The organism is Oscillatoria sp. CS-180, from assembly GCF_028330965.1.
Taxonomy (GTDB): domain Bacteria; phylum Cyanobacteriota; class Cyanobacteriia; order Phormidesmidales; family Phormidesmidaceae; genus Halomicronema.
Genome location: NZ_JAQMUB010000045.1, coordinates 98384 through 122264 on the forward strand (window position 1 = coordinate 98384; position 23881 = coordinate 122264).

Genomic DNA, 23881 nt, shown 5'->3' on the forward strand with positions numbered 1-23881 from the left:
CTGGATCTGACTCTTGCATCAAGCCTGATATTCTGCATTCGCTCCCTTAACCCCCCAATGTTGAGGGTCTTCGAACTTAGAACCCTTCAGATTTGAGGGGTAGTAGGGGCAAAGCAGTCAGCATAAACTCAATAACAAGATCTAAGTGAATAAGATCTCTTATCAAACCCAACACCATTCCTCATCATGCCTCAAGAATCAAACGTTGAGCATACGTCCAGAGGCGATCGCCCATAAGATTGCCAAACCAAAGCCAATTCGATAGAACACAAAGACCCAAGTCGTATGATCTTTCAAAAATCGAATCAGCCAATAAATTGCAATATAGGACGAGATCGCTGAGGCAATGACACCCGCGATCGCGGCGGTAAAGCCCACAGTTGATTGTGGCTCAAACAGTTCGTTGAGTTCGGCTAAACCTGAAATCAAGATAGCTGGAATGCCCATCAGCAAAGAGAATCGTGCTGCTGTTTCACGATTAAGACCCATGAATAATCCGGCTGTCATGGTTGATCCTGAACGGGAAACACCAGGAATGAGTGCCAGCGCTTGGGCCAAGCCCATACCAATGCCATCCCATTGCCCCACAGCGTTATATCCCCGCTTGCGGGTTCCAGTGACCTCGGCAATGCCCAGAAAAATAGCTAAGCCAATTGACGTAATCCCAATTACGAGAGAACTTCGGGCAAAACTTTCATACCCTTCCCGTAAGCCAAACTTGACGATCAATCCCAGGACCACAATGGGAATCGTGCCGATTACAATTCCTAAGGCCATGCGGAAGTCGGGGTCATCGTAGTCTTTCTTGGCGATCGCCCGCCCTACCCCGACTAATAACTGTCGAATATCAGCCCAAAAGTAACCGACAATCGCCACAATACTGCCTAATTGCACGATCGCCGTGAACGTAACTCCGGGATCACCCCAATTCAGAATAACCGGAACAATTTTGACGTGAGCAGTGCTACTGATGGGAAGAAACTCGGTTAATCCTTGAACAATACCAATAACGATTGCCTGTATTAGCGACAGCGGCTGAGTAGCCTCAACAGTTAAAAATAGTGGCGACATAAACCAGTCCATAATACTTTGGGTTAAACATAGACATTTTAGGCAGCAGCTTGACTAAATACTCAATCTGCAAAAGCACCCTTTTATAAAGCCTTCATCAGTCCTTTCGTCTTCCTGCCCATACTTGAAAATTAAGGGATCAAAGCCGGGATTCAACCGTGTAAGTCCTGAGTTGAGTAGTTTGTCTCTAAATATCATGCCCACCTCGCGGCCTCGCTTTGATAGATGCACCGCTCCGAATAGCTGTGGTATGTTAAGAACAATTAAAAATATGAGATTACAAGTTGTCTTCGTTTAGCCCACCATCGGAATTATCGCGCAGGCGTATCGATATCTTGGCGGTTTTCTCTCCGTCTTCCCCTGTCTTGACTCAGAAGACGCAGATGTTTTGGGCTGCGGTTTTTTTGGTAGTTGTACCCGTGTTTTTTCAAGCTCCCTTAGTGCGATCGCTGCCGTGGCTAAGCCTGACTTTGACAGGAACTTGGCTACTAGCTGGAATTAGCCTCTCTTCCCGCGCTTCAACCCAACTTTGGGGCGATCTGCTGATCGGTTTTACATGGACATGGCTGGCAGGTTCTCTATACTGGGGCTGGTTGCGCTCAGAGCCTTTTCTCCATCTGCCGATTGAAGCTTTGGGGTTGCCGATTGCACTGATATTGCTTTGCCAAGGAAAAGGACGTATTGGTAGCTACTTCTTCCTGGGTTCCCTTCTGGGTACGGCCATCACGGATCTCTACGTCTATTGGACTGATTTGTTGCCTATGTGGCGACAGGTCATGAACGTTGATCCTGAATGGGTCCCTACTGTGTTGAAACGAGCGGCTAAAACTCTGCAAAACCCGACCGACTTCGGTCGGGGACTACTCATCTGTACAATATTGCTAATTATTGGAATTGTGCCGTTACGATCCAAACAGCTTTGCTGGTGGGCATTCAGCGGAGCGGTTCTGAGCACACTCGTCGTGGATTTGCTGTTTCTCACAAGCGCTCTGTGTGCGTAGACCTACCAATGATATGTAGCCGTCGTGTTCCGTTGGGACAAGACAGTGAGCCATTGATAGTCCTATGCAGCTTGATAAAGTACATCTCAGTATCTTAAGGGAGCAGGGAATAAGGAATGGAGTGTGCTTGATGCAAGCGCATACTGCTCTAGCTATGGGCTAAGCACTCGGATGCTAGTGGATACACAAGCTTGGATGGCTAAAGCTGTAACTAAGATTCTGTTCAAGGCTTAGGGTTAGCTGAGCAGCCATTAGTCTGCCATAATGGCCTCAGGGATTGTGATTTAAACGCGCGATCGCTCACATATCAACTTGTTTTTTGTTCTTATCTACACGCTGTTCTTCTGGATTTCCTATAAGCTCTATAAATAGCTTCTATAAGGGCGGCTACCGTTTTGATTTTTACAGTTCAAGATTCCGTGATTCAGCAGTCGGGACCTTACGTCGTCTTAAATACAGAATCTGGCAATCGTCAGTTGTCTCTTGTCGGCAGCAACTGTTGGACTGTTGGACGCAGCGATGACAATAATTTAGTACTGCCTGATCGGTGGATTTCTCGCAACCATGCCATGATTCAGGTGATGGAAACAGGGGAGTTTTATCTGATTGATTTGGGTAGCCGCAATGGTTCTTTTGTTAATGGTCGCCGCGTCAGTGTCCCCGTCATTCTGAGAGATAGCGATCAACTCACCTTCGGTCAAACTGAGCTGCAGTTCTATTGTCCAACCAAATCTCGCGCATCAGGCTCTGAACATCAAAAACCGAGGACGGAACTGACGGCAACAGCGACCCTCCACCTGCGTCGTCTAATCTCTGTCATGGTGGTTGATATTCGCGACTTTACAGTGATGACCCGTCAGATTGACGAGAAAGTACTATCAGAATCCATTGGGACCTGGTTTCGCTGTGCAGGAGAAATCATCGATCGCTATGGCAGCTGGGTTGATAAATACATCGGCGATGCGGTCATGGCCGTTTGGATTCACGGCGCTGATGAGGTCGCTCCTGGTGAAATGCTGAACATTATGCAGGCGATCGATGCCCTAGCCAAAATGACTGCTCAGCTCCACAAACAATTCCCCTTACCGTTCCCGTTACGCATTGGGGCGGGTCTCAACACGGGATATGCTATGGTCGGCAATACGGGAACGGGCGATCGCCCCGACTACACTGCGATCGGTGATACTGTCAATTCTGCGTTTCGATTCGAATCCTCAACGAAGCAGCTAGGGCTTGATGTTGCAGTGGGCGAGACAACCTACGAATACTTGACAAAGATGCAAGAAACAGATTCTCTGTTTCACCGCTATACGGTCAACATGAAGGGATACGAAACCCCCATTGTTACTCACGCCACCACTTTTTCAGATCTAGAGCGGTTCGTCCATCTTCAAGAGCAGTAAATTTCCAACCCTATTTATGTTGTTTAAGTGCAATTCAAAGGGAGTACGGAATGGGGTGTGCTTGACTCCAATGTATGCCGCTATAACTTTGAAACTTTGAATTACGTTCTCGAAATACCTATGCTGTAGCCAATGTAGCCCGAGTCAATGAGGGGGCCATTTTTCCTCTGCTGAAAGTGACAGGAGAGAGATAAGGTAGTCGTCAGGATGCGATCGCGTAGCTCAGGCGATCAGGTCGCTAGCATTGCCGCAGCAGTCAATGACCAGCTTACAAAAGTTGGAGATTTAACCATTTCTTCTCCAGAGAAAACCGTTTCAGCGTAGCCATCCTCTGTCAGCACTAGCACCGTGACCTGTTCTACAACCGGGTCCAAAATCCAATATTCTGGGACGCCTCGCCACTCGTACTGGTTGCGCTTGTCAACGTAATCGCGGCGGCGATTTTCAGGTCCTGGACTCACAACCTCCACAACTAACAGGGGTGGTTCCATGTCTAATGTGATAGCAGCCTGGCCTAAAACTTGCATTTGCTCAGGATGTTCAGGCCGAAGCACGGTTAAGCCAGGATAACGGTTTTTAGGTTGGCCCGGCATTGCAAGCGCTAACCCTTGTGGACAAATCTGTTGTGCATCTATTAAAACTTTGAAAATCTCGTATAGGTTCAGCGCTCGACGAATATTCTCATAGGATTCTGGAGGCATTTCAATGAGATCCCCATTCGTCAATTCATAGTAAGCATCTGCTGCCTCGGTATAGGCCAGAAAGTCTTCGAAGGTTTTAAGGTAAGGCTGGGCTTGGACCATGAGAAAAAGCGCCGTCGCTGAGCTGCACTATATCCATCATATAGAGAGGGCAGAGCAAGGATTAGGTACGTGCCTATCCTACTTATTTGACCAGAGCAGGAGGTTGTAGCGATCGCTGAAGCCAGCTCAGACCAATTTCTGCCAACAACGCCAGCAGTGCAACGGGGACGGCACCAACCAGCAAGATAGCCGTGTCGTAGGCCGCAAACCCTAACACAATGAAATCGCCTAATCCCCCGGCACCCACAAATGCCGCTAGCGTTGCGCTGGCAATGACTTCGACAGTAGCCGTTTTAATGCCCGCAACGATGACGGGGAGTGCCAAGGGGATTTCTACCTGACGTAGGACCTGTTGAGCAGACATTCCCATCCCAATTGCCGCTTCTCGAATAGCCGGATTGATATTGCGGAAAGCGACATCAGTACTGATAAGGATAGGTGGCATGGCCAAAAGTGTTAGGGCGATCGCGGCTGAAGCAAAGCTCAGTCCTAAAACGGGAATTGCCAAAAATAGGACCGCTAGGCTGGGAATCACTCTCAACGCATTGAATCCGTTGATAACGACCGTAGAGACTGCCTTTGACCGAGCGCTCCATAATCCTAAGGGCAGCCCCACAAAAACACCAATCAGCAGCGGCACAACAACCAATAGTAGATGCTGTTGCAAAGCAGCTACGAACTTATCGATATTTGCCAGGAAATACTCTAAGGCTTGTTGAAACATGGCGATCGCTAAATTTGGCCCCTCGCACGATTCTTAGATGAACCCAAAGCCACCATTAGCCTGGATTCTGGTTCCCAGCTTTAGACTTCTGCCCACTGGTTCATGCCCTCACCTAAGTTCGCCGAGCGATATGACGAACGTTTACAGGCGTTCTATCGCAAAACGTAGGGATCTAGAAAATAGCATTGACCTTTTCAAGCCAGCGGGCAACATCCTTAGCGTGATAGGTCAAAATCAGATCAGCCCCTGATCGTTTAAAGCTGGTCATTGTTTCTAAGACAACTCGCTGCTCATCAATCCAACCGTTTAGCGCAGCAGCTTTCACCATAGAATACTCGCCAGAGACGTTGTAGGCCGCCACGGGTAAATTCGTCGCTTCTTTGACTCGACAAATAATATCCATGTAGGCCAAAGCAGGTTTGACCATCAACATGTCGGCCCCTTCAGCAATGTCCAAATCAATTTCTTTCAGGGCTTCGCGACTGTTGGAGGGATCCATTTGATACGTCCGGCGATCGCCAAACTGCGGTGCAGAATCAGCTGCATCTCGAAAAGGCCCATAGTATGCAGACGCATATTTTGCCGCGTAGGAAAGAATCGGAATGTCAGTAAAGTCAGCGGCGTCCAGTCCTTCACGAATCGCCGTGACAAAACCGTCCATCATGCCCGAAGGAGCAATCACATCAGCTCCAGCCTGCGCTTGAGAAACCGCCGTTTTCTTGAGTAATTCCAGAGTCGGATCGTTCAAGACCCGTCCGGTCAAATCTCCAACTTCCAAATAGCCGCAGTGTCCATGGCTCGTATACTCACACAGGCAAGTATCGACCACAACGACGAGATCGGGTATCGCTTCCTTAACAGCGGTCGTAGCTTTTTGGACAATGCCGCAATCGTGCCAAGCTCCAGTTGCTTCCACGTCCTTGGTGTCGGGAATACCGAACAGAATGATGGCAGGAATGCCAAGGTCGTAAACCTCTTTGGCTTCTTCGACAATTTTGTCTACTGAAAGCTGATAGACCCCTGGCATTGACGTCACTTCCTGAGCAACACCTTCTCCAGGTACTGCAAACAGGGGATAGATCAGGTCATTGGTAGAAACAACGGTTTCTCGAACCATCCGTCGAAGTTGAGGATGGCTACGCAGACGGCGAGGACGATGAATCGGAAACATAGCTCGACAAATGCACTGGGCGGATTGATGGGCTGTTCTGCCGCACGCGACAGTTTTGACTACCCTTTGGTTCTATAGATTCAAGATCTACGGAGTTGGGTCGAAGAATGTGATTGCGTCAGAATGTATCAAGTCTAAGCCGAAAGGGACAGTAAATCTTCATAGCTGAATTACGTTCTGTAACAAGCTTGGTCGGAAGAAGTAAGACAGACAAGGGCAGAAGAGAGTAATAGCAATAGCAAAACCCATTTGATGTCATCCAAGAACATCAAATGGGTTTACCAGGTTATATGCGATTTAGAACAGGCTGTCTTGCCTTCGAGTCAGCTATCGGTTAACGCCAGCCAGTGCAGGTTCTTGTTGGCGATGCACCTGAACTTCACCGTTTTCGTCAATATCCAGCTCAGCGGTTTCACCATCTTGTAAAGCCCCTACTAGAATCGCTTCCGCTAGGTTGTCTTCAACAAGGCGAGCGATCGCCCGTCGCATAGGACGAGCACCGTAACGTTGGTCGTACCCTTCTTCAATGAGCTTATCTTTGAAGTCATCAGAGAGGGAGACCTGAATTTGCCGTTCGGTCAAGCGATTATTGACCCCACGCATCATCAGCTCGGCGATCTCCTGAACTTCACCCTTGGTCAACTGACGGAAGACAATGATTTCATCTAAACGGTTGAGCAGTTCAGGACGGAAGTATTGCTTCATTTCTTCCTGAACAAGAGCACGAATGTTGTTGTACCGAGTTGTAGCTTCATCAGTATTCGCAGTATCAAAGCCCATACCACTGCCGCCCTTCTCAATGACGCGAGAGCCAATATTTGAAGTCATGACAATGAGCGTGTTCTTGAAACTCACAACTCGACCTTTGGAGTCCGTTAAACGGCCATCATCCAGAATTTGGAGCAGCATGTTGAAGACATCGGGGTGTGCCTTCTCAATTTCGTCCAGCAGGATAACAGAGTAAGGATTACGGCGAACAGCCTCCGTTAGCTGTCCTCCTTCGTCGTAGCCCACGAATCCAGGAGGAGAACCAATCAGTTTGGAGACGGTATAGCTCTCCATGAATTCAGACATATCAAGCCGAATCATCGATTCTTCAGAGCCGAATAGGGCACCGGCAAGCGCCTTCGTCAACTCAGTCTTCCCGACCCCTGTTGGACCCGAGAAGATGAGGCTGGCAATGGGGCGGTCTGGGCTAGCCAACTTGACACGGGAACGGCGAATAGCCCTAGCAACGGCGGAAACAGCTTCATGCTGACCAATCACTCGCTCGTGCAGAGAGTCCTCAAGATGCATGAGCTGAACTGCTTCCGACTCAGTCATGCGGGTAACAGGAACGCCGGTCCAAGACGCTACGATTTCGGCAATGTCGTCTTCGCTAACCACAGGCTGGACCATTGGTGGCAACTCAGCTGCCTCTGGCTGAGGCCCCTGAATTTCTCGAAGCAGCTCTCGCTTACGGTTTCTCAATTCCAGCGCCTGAGTAAACTCTTGAGATTTGACAGAAGTCTCTAGGTCTCGATTGATCTGCCTCAGCTCTTGCTTAATTTCTTGGGAAGGATAATTGGTTTGAAACCGTAGCTTAATACGAGAGCCAGCTTCGTCGATTAGGTCGATCGCCTTATCTGGCAAGAAGCGATCGTTGATGTAACGATCAGACAACTCAGCAGCAGCTTTCAGAGCATCATCCGACAGCAAGACCTGGTGAAACTGCTCATAGCGGCTCCGAATGCCTTGCAAAATTTCGATAGTGTCTTCAACCGAAGGCGGACTCACGGTGACTGGCTGGAAGCGACGTTCCAGAGCCGCATCGCGCTCAATATATTTCCGATATTCGTCTAGTGTTGTCGCGCCGATGCATTGCAGTTCGCCTCTTGCAAGAGCTGGCTTCAGCATGTTGGCAGCATCCATGCCGCCCTCTAGAGATCCTGCGCCAACCAGCGTATGAATCTCGTCGATAACAAGCACAATGTTTTTATCGTTGCGGACTTCATCTAAGAGCTGAGTCAAACGCTCTTCAAAGTCACCTCGGAAACGGGTACCCGATACTAGCAGTCCCATATCGATGGCATAAACTTTCTTGTCCATCAGCGTTGGTGGGACGTCCTGGTTAACAATTCGCTGTGCCAGCCCCTCAGCGATCGCCGTTTTACCAACACCCGGCTCACCTACGAGCACTGGATTGTTCTTGGTGCGGCGTCCCAGAATTTGAACCACCCGCTCAATTTCCAGGCTGCGGCCAATAATTGGATCGAGAAGACCCTCAGCGGCTTTTGCCGTGAGATCGGTGCTGAACTCGCTGAGTACGCTGCTCTTACGGCGGCGATCGCTCCCGCGTCTCTCGGGTCGTCCTCCAACAGGAATTGCAGCCGCTTCACCCAACTCTTTAATCAAGCGAGTCCGCACCTTACTTGGAGAAACCCCAAGATTCTCCATCACCCGATAAGCCACGCTCTCTCGACTCTGAGTCAGACTCAGCAGAAGGTGTTCAGGCTCAATGTAGGACGCATCAAGCTTTCGAGCTTCTTGAAAAGCACTCTCGAAAACTTGCTTAACTTTTGGAGTGAAGGGAACCTCTGAAGGTGGGTTGCCGCTGCCGCGACCAATAATGGCCTCCACTTCGCTACGAGCATCTGTAAGGTTGACCCCAAATTCTGTCAGCACAGAAGAAGCCAAGCTGGAATTTTCTCGAAGGAGGCCAAGGAGCAGTTGCTCAGTGCCGACGAAATTGTGTTGTAAACGACGGGCCTCTTCTTGGGCCTTCATAATGACGGCAATTGCAGTGTTGGTGAAGTGCTCAAACATAGCCCCATTGTTGGTTTTGTGTGCAAGGGAGCAAACTCCCTGTAAAGTCGCCCTGAGTAAGAAGAGATTGATGAATAGACCTTGGCTCAGGCTATTTCAACTCTGTAAAGAAACTGTACAAAGAATCTTTACCAACTGGCAGTAGGGAGAGCCGAATAAAATTTCGGAAGCCACCCACAATTCAGGTAGGACAAAGAGCATAACGAGAATAAAACTTCAGCGAATACTCTCTGGACAGAGCCTAACCTGAGAACCTGCTTTACATAATTTAACAAGGTTTGATACGGTATAGGCACTTTTTTTACATAAAAAAGGACGCTGCATTTCCTTTTGTAGTAGCAAATTACGTTTAGCGACGAGATTAAGCACGTTCTAACCGACTCATTGACCAATGTTAAGATCTCGTAAAGTTTCTATGCTGTCTGGCTGCAAGACAAAACAACCCTGATATCTACAGAAGCAAAATGGGGTGAAACGGTTTCTTCAGCTTTTGAACTTTGTTCAAGAAGGGGATGATTGTCGAGGTGCGCATATGCAGATAGATCGCTGTCTTGTCCTCACGAAACGAACGACGGCTATGATGAGCGGGTTTTAGAACTTCGCTACAAAAAGAAAAGCGATCGCCGGCAGCGATCGCTTTACACGCACTTAGAAAACACCTTAATCAGAGTTGATGGTGAGACGTTAAAACACAGTCTGACAAGTGTTTAAGACCTCTCTATCTGTATCAGTTAGCTCTGACAGCAGCTGGAATCCAGCTGGTGCAAGGGCATCCACAGCGCCCCCTTGAGCTGCAACTTGACTGCGGCTCTCCAAAGCAAGAGAGTAAGGATGAGTTGCTTGGTCGTAGCTGTCGGCTACCGTTAGCGCTAGTTCATTACCAGCAACAGCCCCCTGAAAACAATCGAACGAAGAAAAAGGTTGGTAAAATCCGCCAACAACATCCCCATTCTGAACTTCCATGACCATATAGGTTGTCCCAATTTGTTCAGGCTCTGCACTCTCCCCGAAGACATAAACCCCATCAGCAAGGTTGAAATCACTAACATTGTGGGTAGAAGCAGTGGCAGTTGCAGAAGCAAAGGGAAGTATTCCCACTAAAAGGCCAATACTCAAAAGTCCAATTTCTGCATTTCGATGAACAATCCGCTTGAGGGTAGACCAGAAAGAGGAAGGACAAGTGCTGGAGGAAATTGGCAATGCGTGGATCATCATTCAACGTTTTTAGGGGCACTATTACTATCAATGAGAAGCGATCAAATTCCAGTGATGGCTCAATATTTGTAGGATGATCTTCGTCTGATCCCCTGGTGATAGTCATCTAGCACAGGTGTGATTCAGATCAGCCTATTGGAGTATTGTCGGGAAAGCTATTTGAAGCCATGCCACAGGAAGCGTTTCGCGATCGCATTAAGTCTCTAGACGGCCAAGGATACAAAGCCTACAAATCTTTAAAAGGCCAGTATGCATTTTCCCAATTCACCCTTCACATCGATTACGTTCAGGGGGATCCGTTTGCTGCACCGAGCCGCCTCCGGGTGGTTGTTCCTCAGTCGGTGGCTCAATTTCCCTTGAATTTGTATGACACGTCAAATTGTCGGATTGCATTAGAAGACTATCTAATACGTCAGGTTGATCGATGGACTCAGGCTGTCTCGACTCACCGTGGATCGGGAAAAAGCGGTCTGATCGCTATCACTCGACCTTCGCAAGCCATTTTGTCGCGAACCGCTGCTTCTGTGTCTGAAAGCGCAGTTGAAATTCGTTTTGTAGTTGGCCTACCTGCCTTCGGTCGTCGTATTGCTGGCTTACAAGCCGCCGCTCTGCTGTGTGATGATATCCCAGCTCTGGTAACGGATACTTTGCTTTATCAGCATCTTGATCCCAATGACATCGACGCGCACTGTAACTGTGCTGAAAATGCTAACTGGCTGAGGCAGCAGTTGAATGCCCGCAATCTCGTTGCTTTTGTAGCTGATGGGTCTGTCTTACCGCGAAAAAGTGGTGTTGATGAGCGTCCGCTGAAAGATGGAACTATCCCCTTCAAATCGCCCGACTCCCTTCGAGTCAGCTTTACCTTGCCGAATGGAAACGTTGTGACAGGAATGGGTATCCCCAGAGGCATCACGCTGATCGTGGGTGGCGGTTATCACGGAAAGTCTACGCTGCTGAAGGCGATTGAGACTGGAGTCTACACCCATATTCCAGGGGACGGTCGTGAGCAGGTTGTTACCCACACCGCAGCGGTTAAAGTTCGGGCAGAGGACGGACGCAGTGTTGCGGGCGTGGATATTTCTCCTTTCATCAATCATCTCCCTCAGGGCAAAACGACTCAGCATTTCTCAACTGGCGACGCCAGCGGCAGCACCTCTCAAGCGGCTAGCATCATTGAAGCGATCGCAGCCGGAGCCACAGCGTTACTCATCGACGAAGATACCTCGGCGACCAACTTCATGATTCGTGATCACCGCATGCAAGCCTTGATTGCCAAAGACCGAGAACCCATCACACCCTTTGTGGACAAAGTCCGGCAGCTTTACGATGACTACGATATCTCCACTATTCTCGTCATGGGCGGCAGCGGTGACTACTTCGATGTTGCTGATACCGTCATTGCGTTAGACAGCTATTGCCCTGTAGATGTGACAACCCAAGCCAAACAGATTGCTGAAGCTGATCGCACTGACCGCCAGGCAGAAGGAGGAGAAACGTTCGGCAGTATCTCTCCTCGAATTGTCCTACCAGAGAGCATTAATCCTCGTAGGGGCAAGCGAGATGTGAGCCTAAAGGTGAGGGCAACCGATGAAATTCGTTTTGGGAATGACGTAATTGATCTGTCTGCCGTGGAGCAACTTGTGGAATCTGGACAAGTGAACGCGATTGCTGAAGCGATCGTTTATGCTCAGCAGGTGTATTTTGATGGCACCCAATCGCTGGCAGATGTTCTGGTCGCGATCGCTGAGGATATTGCAGCAAAGGGACTAGATTGTCTAAATGATCGTCTTAGCGGCGATCTCGTCGTTTTTCGTCCCCTAGAATTAGCCGCTGCAATTAACCGACTGCGATCGCTGAAAGTGAGGATGAGATAACCCAAGGGCTACAGCAAAGATTCAGACAAGAAAACGTGTTGTGCAAACAGTCAATCTTTGCCGTCTGCCTTCACCCTTTCGCCTCGATGTTTTGCCGTAGCGATCGCAAAGCAGCTCCAGTGCCTTGCTCCAGCGCCTGCTGCATGACTCGTTTCACAAGCGTTGGTAAATCAACGTCTGGGAAGAACAAGCTGTTGGACTGTTGAGAATATCCGCTATCTTCCAGACGATAAATCTTAAGGACGTCCCTCTTGAACAACCAGACCTCAGGAACTCGATAGGGACTATAGTCTTCGGCTGAAGTGTAAGTCGCAACGTCTATTTCTATCGCTAAGTCTGGCGGTGGATCGACTTGCCAGTCAATACGGCTTTTACCGACAGCAGATTGCCAGTTGTCAATATAGAAGCAGTAATCCGGCTCAATTCCTCCTTCTTCAGGAATGTCAATTGTGATTGGTGTGAATGATTCATGGTTGCGAGCGTCTTTGTCGAGGAGAATTTTGACAATATCTGATATGACGCTAGCTTCACGTCCGTGACGTGGCAAAGGACTCATCAGCAGAATCTCGCCGTTACGATATTTGAGACGAGGAATGGAATCATCGCCTCGACTCTCTCGTAGAGCACAGTAGTCAGCCCATGTTCCCGGCATTCTCATGACGGTGCCAGCGGGCAGGTGAGTCTTTTGGCGAGAGACAATGGCGTACATTGAGTAAATCTAGAAGGATAGAGACAGAACTATAGCGGTGTGCCAGTGAAGCAAGTACACTCCGTTCACTGTTACCGACTCCCTCTCCCTTTGAACTGTACTTAATCAACCTGAGTAAGGTTGGAGTTATCTACGCAGGAAGGACTGCGCCGCTTTTAAGCGATCGCCTAAATTTTATCCTTAAAATCTTCTAGCACCCGCACCAAGTCACCCATGCAAGACGCAGGGATAAGATCCATTAAAGGCAACTGTTTGCGGCCTGCCCCTAAGGGAATGGGAATATCTTGCAAAACCTTAGCGATTTCAGATTCTGAGATGCGATCGTCTTCCACCATCGGATACAGCCGCTGAGCAACCAACGTGTGTAACTTGGCGTCATTGAGATACAAGTGCCATTTGGCGACGTCCATATAGACGACCTCGCCGATGTTGGCAGCCAAAGTTTCGATGGTTTCAGCGGAAGCAGAATAAGACATCGGGTTTTCTCCTGCAAGTGCCCTAACAACAAACGTCGCCATCATATGCCGACCTGGGTGCTTTAACCTCCACCTTCAGGGGCATCGTCTGGCTCGATAACGTAAGAGTTGGAATAGTCAGCGATCGCAAAAATGTAAGCCGCATGAGCCACCAGCCCCACTAGCCAAACCAGCGTAACCTTGCTGACCCAAGGTACCCATTCAACGTTGATTTGGTGAGCAAACCATAAGCCCGAATTCACTGCTGCAAAGAGTGCAACATGGACGGCGAAGGTCATGCGGTCATCCAGTTTACGAAAAGCGGGGTCGCGGCGATCAGGCTTGCGGGGCCAACGCGGTGGCATAAAAACATATCCAAACAGTTCACACCTTCATTCTAAGGGGAAGCCTGATAGTCTCCCGATTTTCCTCCCGTCTTTTGTAAAAGTCGGATGGACTGAATTTCCATTGACTTTTCTAGCGCTTTTGCCATGTCATAAAGTGTTAGAGCCGCAACTGACACAGCCGTCAGCGCCTCCATCTCTACGCCGGTCTCAGCTTTCGTCTTCACCGTGGCTTGAATCCGATATCCTGGCAGTGCCCTGTCAGGTTCTATGGACACTTTGACCTTGCTCAAAGGCAGAGGATGACACAGGGGAATCAGCGCTGAGGTTTGCTTGGCAGCCATAATCCCCGCAATTCGTGCTGTCCCTAAGACATCACCCTTGGGACTATTGCCCTGCTCAATTTGCTCCAGCGTTGATGCGGCCATTTTGAGGCTTCCTTCCGCGATCGCCTCCCGTGTCGTTACAGCCTTATGGGAAACGTCCACCATGTTGGCTTGGCCTGCAGCATCTAAATGGCTCAGGCGGGACTCAGAAATTTCTGGCGATGTCATAGCAAACTCTACTTTTGCGGCAAAGACTGTGTTACTATTTAACTCCTGTAAGGGCGTGTAGCTCAGTGGACTAGAGCACGTGGCTACGGACCACGGTGTCGGGGGTTCGAATCCCTCCTCGCCCGTTTGATTCTTGACCAACGCTTTGATTGAGGCTGATTACTGGTGACCCAGTTAGGCACTCTGTTCTAGTGTCTGAGGCCTGGCTTCAGAGAACTTGCGGTACTGTCTAAAACGCGAACTTCATTTTGCTGGCGGCAGATTAGTGGCGTAGGCATCTCGACCTTGCCCTAATGAGAACTGCAACGAATTCACAAGGTCTTTGCTAGATGCCGTGATAAAGACCAAGAAGCCTATGAACGTCATCAACCCTGCTAAACCAAAGCAGTCGCGATAGCTAGCCCAGTCGGCGAAGGTGCCGAATAGTGGGCCTGCTAGGGCAATGCCGACATCGAAGCCCACCATGACCAAACCAAAGATTTTGCCGCGCTCGTCAGGGGCTGCGCGATCGCCCATCAAAGCCGCAATCATGGGAATTAAAGTGCCCGCAGCCCCACCTTGAATCAGACCCGACAAGAGGAACATCGTCGGCGTTTTTGCCTGCCAAAAAGCCAGCATTGCTAGGGTATAGAGCAGCAGACTGACCGTGATGAAGCGACCTCTACCATATCGATCAGAGGCACGCCCAACCAGCAGGCGACTAGCGAAGCTAGCAGTTGCAGAAGCCGTATAAATCAGGCCAACATTCAACGCCAACCCTGTCTCTTTGATGAACAGCGGTACAAAGGTGCTGAGGGTACCAAAAGCGAGCCCAACCAGCAGCAGAATGATGGCAGGTGTCCGCACTCGCGGCGTCCACAATAGACTCCAAAAAAGCGGACGAGGGGCATTTGTAAGCGTTTTCTTAGCGGCAGGTGCGTAAGTCTCTTTGACTTGGGTGACGCAGATGATACCTAGAAGTCCCAGAATGCCCATTGCTAGAAAAGCCACAGAAAAGCCCTTCCACTCCAGCAAAAAACCACCCAAAGCAGGACCCATCGCCATGCCGATGGGATTCACCAAACTCATGTAGCCAATGAGTTCCCCTCGGTTGGCTGGCGGAGAAATATCAATGACAAGAGCGCTGTAGGCCACTACAAAGGCAGCGATGCTGAGACCGTGAAAAGCACGAAACGCCATGAGTAGTGCCAAGATGCCGTTAATGGTAAGGGTTCGTTCACCTAGGCTGAGTTGCCAAGTTATGGGTGGCAGAATAATGGCTGTGAGATACAGGAAGGGGGCGATCGCGACAGCAATGATGCCGATGAGCAGCACCCGCTTGCGCCCCTGCTCATCGGCTAACCTTGCTAAGGATGGACGAGCAATGAGTAGACCAAAAGCAAACGAGGCCATCACGACTCCAATTTGCGAACCAGTTGCTCCCAAAGTCTCGATAAACAGCGGCAATGTCGGCAGCAACCCCGCCAACCCGGCCCAGAAGCACAACCCGGCAGCAAACAAAATGGCTAAATTCCAACGCAGTGTTGGACTAAAGGCGGCAAATACTTTCACAGCAACTCACTTCCGCGACTTAACATTCTAGCAATGTGAACAAATGTAACAAATTCTTTCTGTTTGGAATGTCTTGGTTGGGTGTATTCACGACATACTCTAAGAAAATAAGCGGTCTATAGGTCAGCGAAACCAGGTATGACACGGAAATCTAAAGCTAGGATGGTGCTAGCTTCCGAAGTTTTCCGGACGGCATGAGGCGTGATTTTCAACCATAGAATAAAAACACTTGCCAGCTGTCGCATTCTTCTTGTGATATTGGGGCTTGCTTTAGCGGGATGCACAGCTCAAGCCCCATCTTCTCAGAATGACGTACTGTCTGACGATACAGCCACTTCTGATCCAGAGGTGGCTGACGCTGCTTCAGCGGTTACAGATCTATTTGCAGACGTAACGGCTGTAGAGATTGCTAGTCAAAATGTGAATGGTTACACCTTCGCAGTCACCATTGAAAGCCCAGATACAGGTTGTGACCAATATGCTAACTGGTGGGAAGTAGTGACCCAAGACGGCGAATTAGTTTATCGCCGTATCCTCGTCCACAGCCATGTCGACGAGCAGCCGTTTCGGCGCACTGGTGGCCCTGTTAATGTTCAACCGGATCAAGTTGTGATTGTTCGCGCTCACATGGACCCTCACGGCTATGGAACTCAAGCCATGCAGGGCAGTGCAAACGACGGATTTAGCGAAGTTATGCTGCCGGAGGAATTTGCTAGCGATCTGGCAACAGCCGATCCTCAGCCTACAGGTTGCGCTTACTAGACGCTATCGTCATCCAAATGCTAGAACAGCGCGTCAGAAATACGATTAAGCCCTAAATTTACAGCAGCAAAACCCTGTCGGCCTTCTGTATCGAATTGAGGACATACTCTAGAGGCCCACCCGTATTTTGTGGCAGGATAGGGACCATCTCAAATCAGAATTGCCATGAGCACACCTTCGTCGTCACCGGATACTAAAGCTGAGGCAGAGCCGCTTTCAACTCAGCGAATTTTGAGAGCATTCACAGGATCATTGATTGCCGGTACGATCGCTATTCTCTTCGCTAAAATGCTGAGCGCGATCGCCACTTCGTTTGCGAATAAACCGGTCACATCGGACAACATCACAGTCATCAATCTTTCCGCCGCTGTCCGAACTCTTGTCCTAGGAATCGTTGCCTTGGGTACTGGTGTGTTTGGCATGGCAGCCGTCGGATTACTGCTGCTAGGTGCCAAGATGGCTTGGCAACGACTACAAGGAGCAGACACTTTGGATGAAGCCTCTAACGCTCAAGACTGATTATAGTTCAAATGAACTATAATTTATGCATGGACAAATGGCTCAACAGGGTTTCTTCTGGTCCTTGTTTGTCTATAAGCGCGTAAATGTCAGGAATTGTCACTTGCATCTTGCATTTCGCTCAATGCTGCGTAAAGTAGCGGTTAATCTGATGCCTTTGCCCCTTCTGAGATTAGGTTGACTTCATGGCGATTATTGCCCTCAAAGCTTGGTACCTAGAGCAATACGAACCTGCCCGCGAACTTGAAAAGCGTCCCCAAGATCTCCGTCTGAGTCGTAATAGCTTGCTCAAGGCTGGCATGAGGGCTGACTTTTTGGACGATAGCGAAGACGTGAAACAATCAACTTGGTTCCAGCGTTACTTATCGGGAGAGGCCGTAGAGTTTTACATCGAGGGCAGCGGCACTTACACCATTTCCAACATTGATTTGCTCAGCCATGAAATGTATTTTGCTAAGCAGGAATCGTTGGTTCAGTTGGAACCCTTTATCTTCTTCTGTTATCAAACGGATTATGACGAATCCAGCGCCCTGATCCGTGAAGGTTTAGAGTCGCTTCTGGGAAAGGTCAATCGGAAGTCGCGCCTATCTCTTTCACTAGAAGAATCCAATCGGGGCGGAGAAGGTGCTTTGCGACGCAACAGTCCTCTCATGCGAAAACTCCGCAAATCTCTGCTCTTTATTGCGGATGGCACGTCAGTTGCCCAATCTCCTGGAAAATCACCTCAACTGCTTCCCAGCGCCAACGTTTGCGTTGAGTTGGGCTACGCGCTCCAGTGTAAACGGCCAGAACAGATCATTTTGGCTCGGCAAGAACGAGATGATCTACCGGGTCATTTTCCATTCGAAATACCGTCCGAGCAGCAAATTATCTTTCACAACTCATCTGACCTGTCTTCTCAACTGAAGACCAAGATTGAAGGGGAACTGAAGCGGTACAGCCTGCTGTAATGACGATCGCACATTCAGCGACCGATTCAGGAGATTTCTGACAATAAAAATACCCAGCTGCGGTGCATTACGCTGCGCTAAGCCCCTCGACCAGCGGTAAATGCTTTCGTGGAAATCTCCTTAGATACCTGCACCATCAAGAAATTCGCTAATCACTTTATCCTCAAGACGACATCGGCTGCCTTGGCTGATTGTGGCTAATTCTTTCTGACTGACCTTATCCGTTTTCAAGTCCTCAAGTTGTTGTTCCAAGGCTTCAATCCGGTCTACTAATGCTCGAATGACTCGTGCCTCAGAATCGGGAAGGCGATCGTGATCAAGAGGCCCAACCCGCTCTCCAGCACGGTAAACAACCCGTCCTGGCACGCCAACAACAGTACAGTCTGAAGGAACCTCTCGGAGGACAACCGAACCTGCGCCAATACGGACGTTGTTGCCGATTTGGATGTTGCCGAGGACCTTAGCCCCTGCCCCGATGACAACGTTGTCTCCCAACGTGGGATGGCGTTTGCCAGATTCTTTTCCAGTTCCTCCTAAAGTGACGCCCTGATAAATCAAGCAGTAATCGCCAATAATGGCCGTCTCACCAACAACCACTCCCATGCCATGGTCAATAAAAACGCCTTTCCCAACAGTGGCTCCTGGATGGATTTCGATGCCCGTAATAAAGCGACTGATGTGAGAGATAAACCGGGGCACAAAGGGTAATTTTGTGTTCCAGAGACGATGGGCTATCCGATGGAAAATTAGAGCTTGCAGGCCGGGATAACAAAACAAAACCTCCAGCCAGTTGCGGGCTGCCGGGTCTCGTTCGAAAACAATCTTGAAATCAGCTCGCAGTGCCTCAAACACAGGATCGCCTCAGGGAAAATGCAACGTAGTCTATCCTAGCGCTACTCAGGGATGACTGAAATAGCAGCTTGGTCGTGATAAGCCCACACGTAAATTTCTCAATACCACCTAAGGAAAGCTTTGTTGCTAGTCTATGGAACGTCGCTCCATGGAACTCATTTTCTCCCGGTATGGGCGTTCTCGTAGGATTAGGTCAATCTTGCTGCATCATTACAGGTATGACTTGCATATTTGACTCTAAGACTTGCAATTTGAAATGGATTGCCGAAACCAAACGCTACCAAAATTGCGGGTTAACGGGTCAAAAATCCAGGATTATCTGTGTAAGCCCTGATTCCTCCAAGCGAAGCCGATGACTGAAGCACCCAACTCTGCTAATCCCAGAACCCATTTGGATGATCTGGACGATGAATTGCCAACGGGACCCGGGGCAAGTTTCACCTTTCTATACTATTTTTCGACAGCAGCTTTGCTCACGGCGTTGTTCACAGCGAGAACTTTTGGAGTGGGCTTAGCAACAGGCTTGCCTGGACAGTTTGCTTTAGTCGGCGGAGCTATGAGTGGATTGCTAGGCGTTTTTATGAATCGCACCGTCACTGTGGAAATTCCATTTACGAAGAAGAAGCCGTTTTTGCGGCAGCTTGAGTCAGCGATCGCTGACATGGGCTATTCGCTCGACGAGACCGAGGGAACTGTTTCTCGCTACCGCAAAGTGCGTCTCAGTCGCTGGCTCGCAGGCAATATTTTCGTGCAGCAGCGGGAGCAATCGGTCATGCTAGTCAGCCGTGCCGCCAACGTACGAACGCTTAAAAAGCGCTTAAAGTAAAAACTTGTTGGAGTTCAAGCTGCCGCAACCGTTTGATGGGGTGAAGGAGATCAGCGATCGCCGAGACTTCGTTTTACAGTGCCGTGTCTACTCAAAAATGCTCACAAAGGGACATGTGCCGCGTCGAAAACACAGGAAAGACTGCAATGGCCAAGAAGCAAAAATTTCCTCATTTGCTGGGATCCAAATGGACAGCTCAACAAAAAACCTTTGGATGGCGGCATTTTCGAGTTGTCAATCGCAAAAACCAGGGCGGTCTCGTGTTTGCTGAGCTAGTTGCGGCGTGCGACCCCGAAGTTCGGTTTTGGGTCAATGCGAAGAGTTTGAAGAATCGCCAAGTTTGGGCAGCAGGGTGGCAATCTCCACAAGAACAGGGAAGAGACATTTCATGAAAAATTGTTAAGCTGTCAGCGTAATCCTTTAATTGTCGAGAAATACATGTTCTCTCAAGATTTTTCAAATCAGTCTGAACCCCCCTTATTGCAAAGCGTTTTGGAACCTTTGCTCGATGACTTCAAGTACTGGTTTAGTGAGACTGAGGCCCTTCTCACCTCTGACGCAGCCCAGAGTCTAGAATCTGAGATCCGTCAAGACTTGATGAATCAAATTCAGACTGCTCAGCAAGAGGTGGCTACTGCTCGAACGCTGTTATTGGCAACCAGCGGAAACGCTGGGGTGGATACTGCTGTGGTGGCTCAGTGGCATCAGCTCGTGAACAAGTGTTGGCAGGCTGCTCGTCACATCCGCCAGTCAGGAAATGAGAGCTAATGATATTGGAGAAATCTGCTAGGTACCTTGCTGGGCCTACGTCAGATTCCTCCTGTTTGTGTCTGTGTAGACGGTTTTCCCAAAGAAATCTAAATCTATAACGACGGCTTTGGATACTATGTAATTAGAGACACTTAAGAAACTGAGTGAGTACTCGTGGGCTAATCGCCTTCTCACATGACGGCCCCTAGGGAGCAATATTTATAAGAACCATGCTGCAAGCTCTTTACATCATTGCATTCGCAGTTTTGTCTGTCCTGGCGATCAGTAATCTGATACGCAACATTATGCTGTTGGGCTCTGACAGCCGCCGCGACCCTCGCAGACCCTACATGAATAATGGCGATCGCTCCAGCAGTAGTAGCTCTGGTCGGTCAATTCCTCACCCAGAGATGCTTGATGAAAAAGGGCGCGTACTGGATGAGCCACTACTGGTTATGAAATCAATCTCCCTCGAAGATGCTCGCGAGCAACTGGATGCTCTTTACGACAATTCGTCGGAGACGATGGACAGCACCCAGGATGAGGAAGCATAATTCCTTAGCACTGCTCTCGACGGGATGATTGATTTCCCTCTACCAAAAGGTCCAAAGCTTATCGAGGTAGAGATTTGGGTGGTCATGCGAGTTGACTATCTGACCACTTTGTCTCCACATTCGGCAGCCGGTTGCTCCAGGCAACTTACCGTTTTATCGTAAGTCTTCAGCGAACAACAGGATGAGATAGCTACTGAGGCTGTGATGGTTGCCAATCTTTGTAATAGCCTTCCAGCATTTGTTTGACCATTGGAGCAGCTACCGAACCGCCGCCACCGCCTGAATGTTCAGCGAAGGCAACGATCAAAATCTCAGGGTCATCTGCTGGAGCATACGCCCCAAACCATGCATGGTTTTCATAGGGAGGCGCTTCTGCTGTGCCAGTCTTGCCAGCAATGGGCGGCATATTAGGTAGATTGAGCGATCGCGCAGTACCGCCAGAAATCACTTGCCGTAAACCATCTTGCAAAACGTCTATGGTAACGGGCTGCAGGCCAACGGATTCGCGCCAGTCATCTTCAGTACGACTATCCTGCAACAAGTGCGGCGTTACGAGATACCCTCCGTTGGCTGGAACTGCAAACATAACGGCGACTTGCAGCGGTGATGTTTGCAAGAAACCCTGACCAATGGACATATTAATGCTGTCTCCTACCAGCCAGCCGTACCCTAAATTGTCCTGCTTCCAAGCATCATCTGGAACCAAGCCTGCACTTTCTTCGGCGCCTATTTCGATGCCTGTCTTAGAGCCAAATCCAAATCGACGGGTCCATTGAATCAGGGTTTCTCCACCAACTCTACGACCCACCTGATAGAAGAACGTATCGCTGCTCATTGCCATTGCGCCCCGAAACCCCAACGGGCCAAATCCCGCGTTGTTCCAGTCCCAGAACAGATGGCCTCCAACATTCAGAAAAGCGAATGTTGGCAGAACTGCATCGGGAGAGTAAGCCCCTGACTCAATACCTGCGGCGGTAGTCACAATCTTGAAGGTGCTAGCGGGTGGAAATCCTTGGAGCGATCGATTCAGGAACGGATGCTCAGCCCCTTGAAGCTGCGCCCACTGGGCGTCTGTGATGTTAGTCGTGAAGATATTGGGATCGAAGGTAGGACGGCTGACCATTGCCAAAATGGCTCCTGAATCAGGGTCCATTGCCACGATCGCGCCCTTGGTATTGCCCAGTGCCTGTTCTGCCAGCTTCTGAACTTCTAGATCAATGGTAAGTCGAACATCGTTTCCAGAAATGGCAGGTTTGTTCCCCAATACACTGATGACTCGTCCAGAGCTGTCAACTTCGACCTGCTGCCCGCCCCACTGCCCCTGTAGGGTCTGCTCGAAGGCTGCTTCGGCTCCCATTTGGCCGATGATGTCACCCATACGATACTCTTCGTATTGCGACTCATTCAGTTCATCTTCAGTAATTTCGCCAGTGTAGCCCAGCACATGTGCAGCCAAATCTCCGTTGGGATAGTTGCGAACAGCTTCAGCTTCTAAACGAACGCCGGGAAGTTCATCACCAAATTCAGCAATGGCCGTCGCCTGAGCCGGACTAACCCCGCGCGCAATGGTGATAGCTTCAATAGATTCGTATCCGGCCTGTTCCAAACGCTGGCGAATGCTGTCTGGCGAGACATTCAATATTTCAGACAAGCGGTCGATGACGGTAGGCCATTCAGACCGAGGGAGTGCGATTGGCCAAATAGAAATGGAATGGGATAGACGGCTACTTGCCAAGATCTTCCCGTTGCGGTCAAGTAAGGCTCCTCTGGCAGGACGTTTGGGAACCAAACGAATACGGTTGGTTTCTGCCCGCTGGCGATTGCGAATGCCGTCCACAAGCTGGAGCTGGGCTAGGCGAGTTCCTACTGCACCAAACAGCACACCTGAGACAACGACCATTGCCATGACTGCCTGAAAATGTTTGCCGACAGTGCGATCGCTATCTTTTTTCAGTCTAAGTTGCCACCGAGATTGCAAATCTAATGTCATGGCGTTCACTTCAACCAACCAAAGCAAGCCTACTGTAGCCCATTATGAATTGTGAATTGCGATTTTTGGGGCAGTCGTTTGAAGTGAACATCCAAAGTAGCAAGCCATCAAGGTTTGCTGAGTTTCAGTTGCTGATGGCAAATCCAAGATTTGTCAGGATTGTGCTGATAAAAACGCAGTTCCCAATCGACAGGTGCTTGAGGGTCTACTAAATTGACCGCAAGAGCCTTCAAATCGTCTGATTGTTCAGACACAAAGTCATAGGCAAGACTGAGATGGAGCCAGTCCTTAGGTCTGAGGGGAGTTTTTCGAGTCGCTGATGTCGCCGTACAGACAAAATCCAAAATCAGTTTTCTCAGCCATTCTGACGATAATTCGAGGCCATGCCAGTCAGCCCGAAAGACCAGATCCTTGACGTCTATGACCGGTTCAGGTTGCGATCGCCGGAGTCGTTTAAGAGACCGCTCCAATTTTTGTGTGTATCTGGGAACAGCACCCGGCACATCCTCAAAGAAGCCTGTTAGCGTACAGTGAGGCATGTATTGATGAGCCATATTCGGCCCATAAGCCATACGACTTTTGTCAAAATAGGTCTTAAGTTGCTCTGCTAATTCACCAGTCGGACAAGCATAAACAATAAATTTAGTCATAGGAGCATTAGAGAGTCTGTTTTCTCAGCTCAGCGGCATTTTGACAAACCGCATTAGCATCAATTAGATGTGACTTGTCGTAATGCAGAGATTACGAACTCCCTTGACCCGCGATGGCAAAAAATCGCTAAGAAGCTTTGAGAAAACCTGGGGCAAACTCAGCTTGATAGCTTTCACTCCCTGCAATATAAGCATATGGAATGCTGCCTATGGTAGCGTTAACGCTCGTTTATGCTGACTTTAACCTGCGACCTTTTGGTGGTTCGATAGCTTAAACCATAGGTGTCACTTTCTGCTTGAAAACAATAAGGCCACTCCACACTCCATGTTCTCAAACAGAACAGAGCA

25 protein-coding genes and 1 tRNA gene are annotated in these 23881 nt (G+C 49.3%); 12 read left to right on the forward strand and 14 right to left on the reverse strand.

Annotated elements, in window-relative coordinates; translation table 11 throughout:
- Positions 1-198: 198 nt before the first annotated feature.
- On the reverse strand, positions 199-1083 hold the full coding sequence (locus PN498_RS11535) for an undecaprenyl-diphosphate phosphatase (protein WP_272062914.1): 885 nt from the start codon (positions 1081-1083) through the stop codon (positions 199-201).
- Positions 1084-1454: 371 nt separating this feature from the next.
- On the opposite strand from PN498_RS11535, the gene PN498_RS11540 reads away from it, so the two are divergent.
- Together PN498_RS11540 and PN498_RS11545 are read left to right on the forward strand one after the other, a co-directional pair.
- Positions 1455-2072 (forward strand): DUF3120 domain-containing protein, encoded by a 618-nt coding sequence (locus tag PN498_RS11540; protein ID WP_272062983.1) that lies wholly within the window; start codon positions 1455-1457, stop codon positions 2070-2072.
- 395 nt (positions 2073-2467) lie between these two features.
- Positions 2468-3475, forward strand: a complete 1008-nt coding sequence (locus PN498_RS11545) for an adenylate/guanylate cyclase domain-containing protein (RefSeq protein ID WP_272062915.1) — start codon at positions 2468-2470, stop codon at positions 3473-3475.
- 230 nt (positions 3476-3705) lie between these two features.
- Here PN498_RS11545 and PN498_RS11550 read toward each other — a convergent pair whose 3' ends face one another.
- The 4 genes from PN498_RS11550 to PN498_RS11565 form a co-directional block, all read right to left on the reverse strand.
- On the reverse strand, positions 3706-4278 hold the full coding sequence (locus tag PN498_RS11550) for a Uma2 family endonuclease (protein ID WP_272062917.1): 573 nt from the start codon (positions 4276-4278) through the stop codon (positions 3706-3708).
- A gap of 82 nt (positions 4279-4360) precedes the next feature.
- Positions 4361-5002 carry an ABC transporter permease gene (locus PN498_RS11555; protein ID WP_272062918.1) on the reverse strand — a complete coding sequence of 214 codons (642 nt, stop codon included), beginning with the start codon at positions 5000-5002 and terminating at the stop codon, positions 4361-4363.
- Positions 5003-5174: 172 nt separating this feature from the next.
- Complete coding sequence (hemB, locus tag PN498_RS11560) at positions 5175-6173, reverse strand: porphobilinogen synthase (RefSeq protein ID WP_272062919.1); 999 nt, start codon at positions 6171-6173, stop codon at positions 5175-5177.
- A 327-nt stretch (positions 6174-6500) separates the two neighbouring features.
- A complete protein-coding gene (locus tag PN498_RS11565; protein WP_272062921.1) occupies positions 6501-8978 on the reverse strand; it encodes an ATP-dependent Clp protease ATP-binding subunit in 2478 nt (825 codons plus the stop codon).
- A gap of 516 nt (positions 8979-9494) precedes the next feature.
- Here PN498_RS11565 and PN498_RS11570 point away from each other — a divergent pair.
- Positions 9495-9689, forward strand: coding sequence for a hypothetical protein (locus tag PN498_RS11570; RefSeq protein WP_272062922.1), 195 nt, complete (start codon positions 9495-9497; stop codon positions 9687-9689).
- Here PN498_RS11570 and PN498_RS11575 read toward each other — a convergent pair.
- Complete coding sequence (locus PN498_RS11575; protein ID WP_272062923.1) at positions 9663-10193, reverse strand: hypothetical protein; 531 nt, start codon at positions 10191-10193, stop codon at positions 9663-9665. The two genes, PN498_RS11570 and PN498_RS11575, sit on opposite strands and share 27 nt — an antisense overlap.
- Positions 10194-10360: 167 nt before the next feature.
- Here PN498_RS11575 and PN498_RS11580 point away from each other — a divergent pair, with 167 nt between their 5' ends.
- Entirely contained in the window at positions 10361-12067 is a 1707-nt protein-coding gene (locus tag PN498_RS11580; RefSeq protein WP_272062924.1) for an ABC-ATPase domain-containing protein, read from the forward strand.
- Between the two features lie 70 nt (positions 12068-12137).
- Here the strand turns inward: PN498_RS11580 and PN498_RS11585 are convergent, their stop codons facing one another.
- The 4 genes from PN498_RS11585 to moaC form a co-directional block, all read right to left on the reverse strand.
- On the reverse strand, positions 12138-12776 hold the full coding sequence (locus PN498_RS11585) for a Uma2 family endonuclease (protein WP_272062925.1): 639 nt from the start codon (positions 12774-12776) through the stop codon (positions 12138-12140).
- 167 nt (positions 12777-12943) lie between these two features.
- Positions 12944-13252: a DUF3181 family protein gene (locus tag PN498_RS11590; protein ID WP_272062926.1), complete on the reverse strand. Its 309-nt coding sequence runs from the start codon at positions 13250-13252 to the stop codon at positions 12944-12946.
- A gap of 62 nt (positions 13253-13314) precedes the next feature.
- On the reverse strand, positions 13315-13596 hold the full coding sequence (locus PN498_RS11595) for a 2TM domain-containing protein (protein ID WP_272062928.1): 282 nt from the start codon (positions 13594-13596) through the stop codon (positions 13315-13317).
- 32 nt (positions 13597-13628) lie between these two features.
- Complete coding sequence (moaC, locus tag PN498_RS11600) at positions 13629-14129, reverse strand: cyclic pyranopterin monophosphate synthase MoaC (RefSeq protein WP_272062929.1); 501 nt, start codon at positions 14127-14129, stop codon at positions 13629-13631.
- 51 nt (positions 14130-14180) lie between these two features.
- Between moaC and PN498_RS11605 the strand changes: the two genes are divergently transcribed.
- A tRNA-Arg gene (locus PN498_RS11605) sits at positions 14181-14254 on the forward strand.
- A 118-nt stretch (positions 14255-14372) separates the two neighbouring features.
- On the opposite strand, the gene PN498_RS11610 is transcribed toward PN498_RS11605, so the two are convergent.
- Entirely contained in the window at positions 14373-15680 is a 1308-nt protein-coding gene (locus tag PN498_RS11610) for an MFS transporter (RefSeq protein ID WP_272062931.1), read from the reverse strand.
- A 258-nt stretch (positions 15681-15938) separates the two neighbouring features.
- Between PN498_RS11610 and PN498_RS11615 the strand changes: the two genes are divergently transcribed.
- The 3 genes from PN498_RS11615 to PN498_RS11625 all read left to right on the forward strand — a co-directional run bounded on the left by PN498_RS11615 (position 15939) and on the right by PN498_RS11625 (position 17911).
- Positions 15939-16442, forward strand: a complete 504-nt coding sequence (locus tag PN498_RS11615; RefSeq protein WP_272062932.1) for a hypothetical protein — start codon at positions 15939-15941, stop codon at positions 16440-16442.
- 165 nt (positions 16443-16607) lie between these two features.
- Positions 16608-16961, forward strand: a complete 354-nt coding sequence (locus PN498_RS11620) for a DUF3082 domain-containing protein (RefSeq protein WP_272062933.1) — start codon at positions 16608-16610, stop codon at positions 16959-16961.
- Positions 16962-17146: 185 nt separating this feature from the next.
- The gene (locus tag PN498_RS11625; RefSeq protein ID WP_272062934.1) at positions 17147-17911 is read left to right on the forward strand and encodes a hypothetical protein; all 765 of its coding nucleotides are present in this window, start codon (positions 17147-17149) and stop codon (positions 17909-17911) included.
- 120 nt (positions 17912-18031) lie between these two features.
- On the opposite strand, the gene cysE is transcribed toward PN498_RS11625, so the two are convergent.
- Positions 18032-18763, reverse strand: a complete 732-nt coding sequence (cysE, locus tag PN498_RS11630; RefSeq protein WP_272062935.1) for a serine O-acetyltransferase — start codon at positions 18761-18763, stop codon at positions 18032-18034.
- Positions 18764-19115: 352 nt separating this feature from the next.
- Here cysE and PN498_RS11635 point away from each other — a divergent pair, with 352 nt between their 5' ends.
- From PN498_RS11635 to PN498_RS11650, 4 genes are all read left to right on the forward strand, one after another.
- Positions 19116-19589 (forward strand): hypothetical protein, encoded by a 474-nt coding sequence (locus PN498_RS11635; RefSeq protein WP_272062936.1) that lies wholly within the window; start codon positions 19116-19118, stop codon positions 19587-19589.
- A 146-nt stretch (positions 19590-19735) separates the two neighbouring features.
- Positions 19736-19981 (forward strand): TIGR02450 family Trp-rich protein, encoded by a 246-nt coding sequence (locus PN498_RS11640; RefSeq protein WP_272062937.1) that lies wholly within the window; start codon positions 19736-19738, stop codon positions 19979-19981.
- Positions 19982-20027: 46 nt separating this feature from the next.
- Entirely contained in the window at positions 20028-20357 is a 330-nt protein-coding gene (locus PN498_RS11645) for a DUF2605 domain-containing protein (protein WP_272062938.1), read from the forward strand.
- A 212-nt stretch (positions 20358-20569) separates the two neighbouring features.
- Positions 20570-20893 (forward strand): DUF2973 domain-containing protein, encoded by a 324-nt coding sequence (locus PN498_RS11650; RefSeq protein ID WP_272062939.1) that lies wholly within the window; start codon positions 20570-20572, stop codon positions 20891-20893.
- 190 nt (positions 20894-21083) lie between these two features.
- Here the strand turns inward: PN498_RS11650 and mrdA are convergent, their stop codons facing one another.
- Both mrdA and PN498_RS11660 read right to left on the reverse strand, forming a co-directional pair.
- On the reverse strand, positions 21084-22883 hold the full coding sequence (gene mrdA, locus PN498_RS11655; RefSeq protein ID WP_272062940.1) for a penicillin-binding protein 2: 1800 nt from the start codon (positions 22881-22883) through the stop codon (positions 21084-21086).
- A 107-nt stretch (positions 22884-22990) separates the two neighbouring features.
- Complete coding sequence (locus tag PN498_RS11660) at positions 22991-23533, reverse strand: hypothetical protein (protein ID WP_272062941.1); 543 nt, start codon at positions 23531-23533, stop codon at positions 22991-22993.
- Between the last annotated feature and the right edge of the window lie 348 nt (positions 23534-23881).

What these genes read in the sequence shown, in the direction of transcription:
- PN498_RS11535 (WP_272062914.1), bottom strand. Translation starts at nt 1,083, where the DNA reads ATGGACTGGTTTATGTCGCCACTATTTTTAACTGTTGAGGCTACTCAG.
- PN498_RS11540 (WP_272062983.1), top strand. Translation starts at nt 1,455, where the DNA reads ATGTTTTGGGCTGCGGTTTTTTTGGTAGTTGTACCCGTGTTTTTTCAA.
- PN498_RS11550 (WP_272062917.1), bottom strand. Translation starts at nt 4,278, where the DNA reads ATGGTCCAAGCCCAGCCTTACCTTAAAACCTTCGAAGACTTTCTGGCC.
- PN498_RS11555 (WP_272062918.1), bottom strand. Translation starts at nt 5,002, where the DNA reads ATGTTTCAACAAGCCTTAGAGTATTTCCTGGCAAATATCGATAAGTTC.
- hemB (WP_272062919.1), bottom strand. Translation starts at nt 6,173, where the DNA reads ATGTTTCCGATTCATCGTCCTCGCCGTCTGCGTAGCCATCCTCAACTT.
- PN498_RS11565 (WP_272062921.1), bottom strand. Translation starts at nt 8,978, where the DNA reads ATGTTTGAGCACTTCACCAACACTGCAATTGCCGTCATTATGAAGGCC.
- PN498_RS11575 (WP_272062923.1), bottom strand. Translation starts at nt 10,193, where the DNA reads ATGATGATCCACGCATTGCCAATTTCCTCCAGCACTTGTCCTTCCTCT.
- PN498_RS11580 (WP_272062924.1), top strand. Translation starts at nt 10,361, where the DNA reads ATGCCACAGGAAGCGTTTCGCGATCGCATTAAGTCTCTAGACGGCCAA.
- PN498_RS11585 (WP_272062925.1), bottom strand. Translation starts at nt 12,776, where the DNA reads ATGTACGCCATTGTCTCTCGCCAAAAGACTCACCTGCCCGCTGGCACC.
- PN498_RS11590 (WP_272062926.1), bottom strand. Translation starts at nt 13,252, where the DNA reads ATGTCTTATTCTGCTTCCGCTGAAACCATCGAAACTTTGGCTGCCAAC.
- PN498_RS11595 (WP_272062928.1), bottom strand. Translation starts at nt 13,596, where the DNA reads ATGCCACCGCGTTGGCCCCGCAAGCCTGATCGCCGCGACCCCGCTTTT.
- moaC (WP_272062929.1), bottom strand. Translation starts at nt 14,129, where the DNA reads ATGACATCGCCAGAAATTTCTGAGTCCCGCCTGAGCCATTTAGATGCT.
- PN498_RS11620 (WP_272062933.1), top strand. Translation starts at nt 16,608, where the DNA reads ATGAGCACACCTTCGTCGTCACCGGATACTAAAGCTGAGGCAGAGCCG.
- PN498_RS11625 (WP_272062934.1), top strand. Translation starts at nt 17,147, where the DNA reads ATGGCGATTATTGCCCTCAAAGCTTGGTACCTAGAGCAATACGAACCT.
- PN498_RS11635 (WP_272062936.1), top strand. Translation starts at nt 19,116, where the DNA reads ATGACTGAAGCACCCAACTCTGCTAATCCCAGAACCCATTTGGATGAT.
- PN498_RS11640 (WP_272062937.1), top strand. Translation starts at nt 19,736, where the DNA reads ATGGCCAAGAAGCAAAAATTTCCTCATTTGCTGGGATCCAAATGGACA.
- PN498_RS11645 (WP_272062938.1), top strand. Translation starts at nt 20,028, where the DNA reads ATGTTCTCTCAAGATTTTTCAAATCAGTCTGAACCCCCCTTATTGCAA.
- PN498_RS11650 (WP_272062939.1), top strand. Translation starts at nt 20,570, where the DNA reads ATGCTGCAAGCTCTTTACATCATTGCATTCGCAGTTTTGTCTGTCCTG.
- mrdA (WP_272062940.1), bottom strand. Translation starts at nt 22,883, where the DNA reads ATGACATTAGATTTGCAATCTCGGTGGCAACTTAGACTGAAAAAAGAT.
- PN498_RS11660 (WP_272062941.1), bottom strand. Translation starts at nt 23,533, where the DNA reads ATGACTAAATTTATTGTTTATGCTTGTCCGACTGGTGAATTAGCAGAG.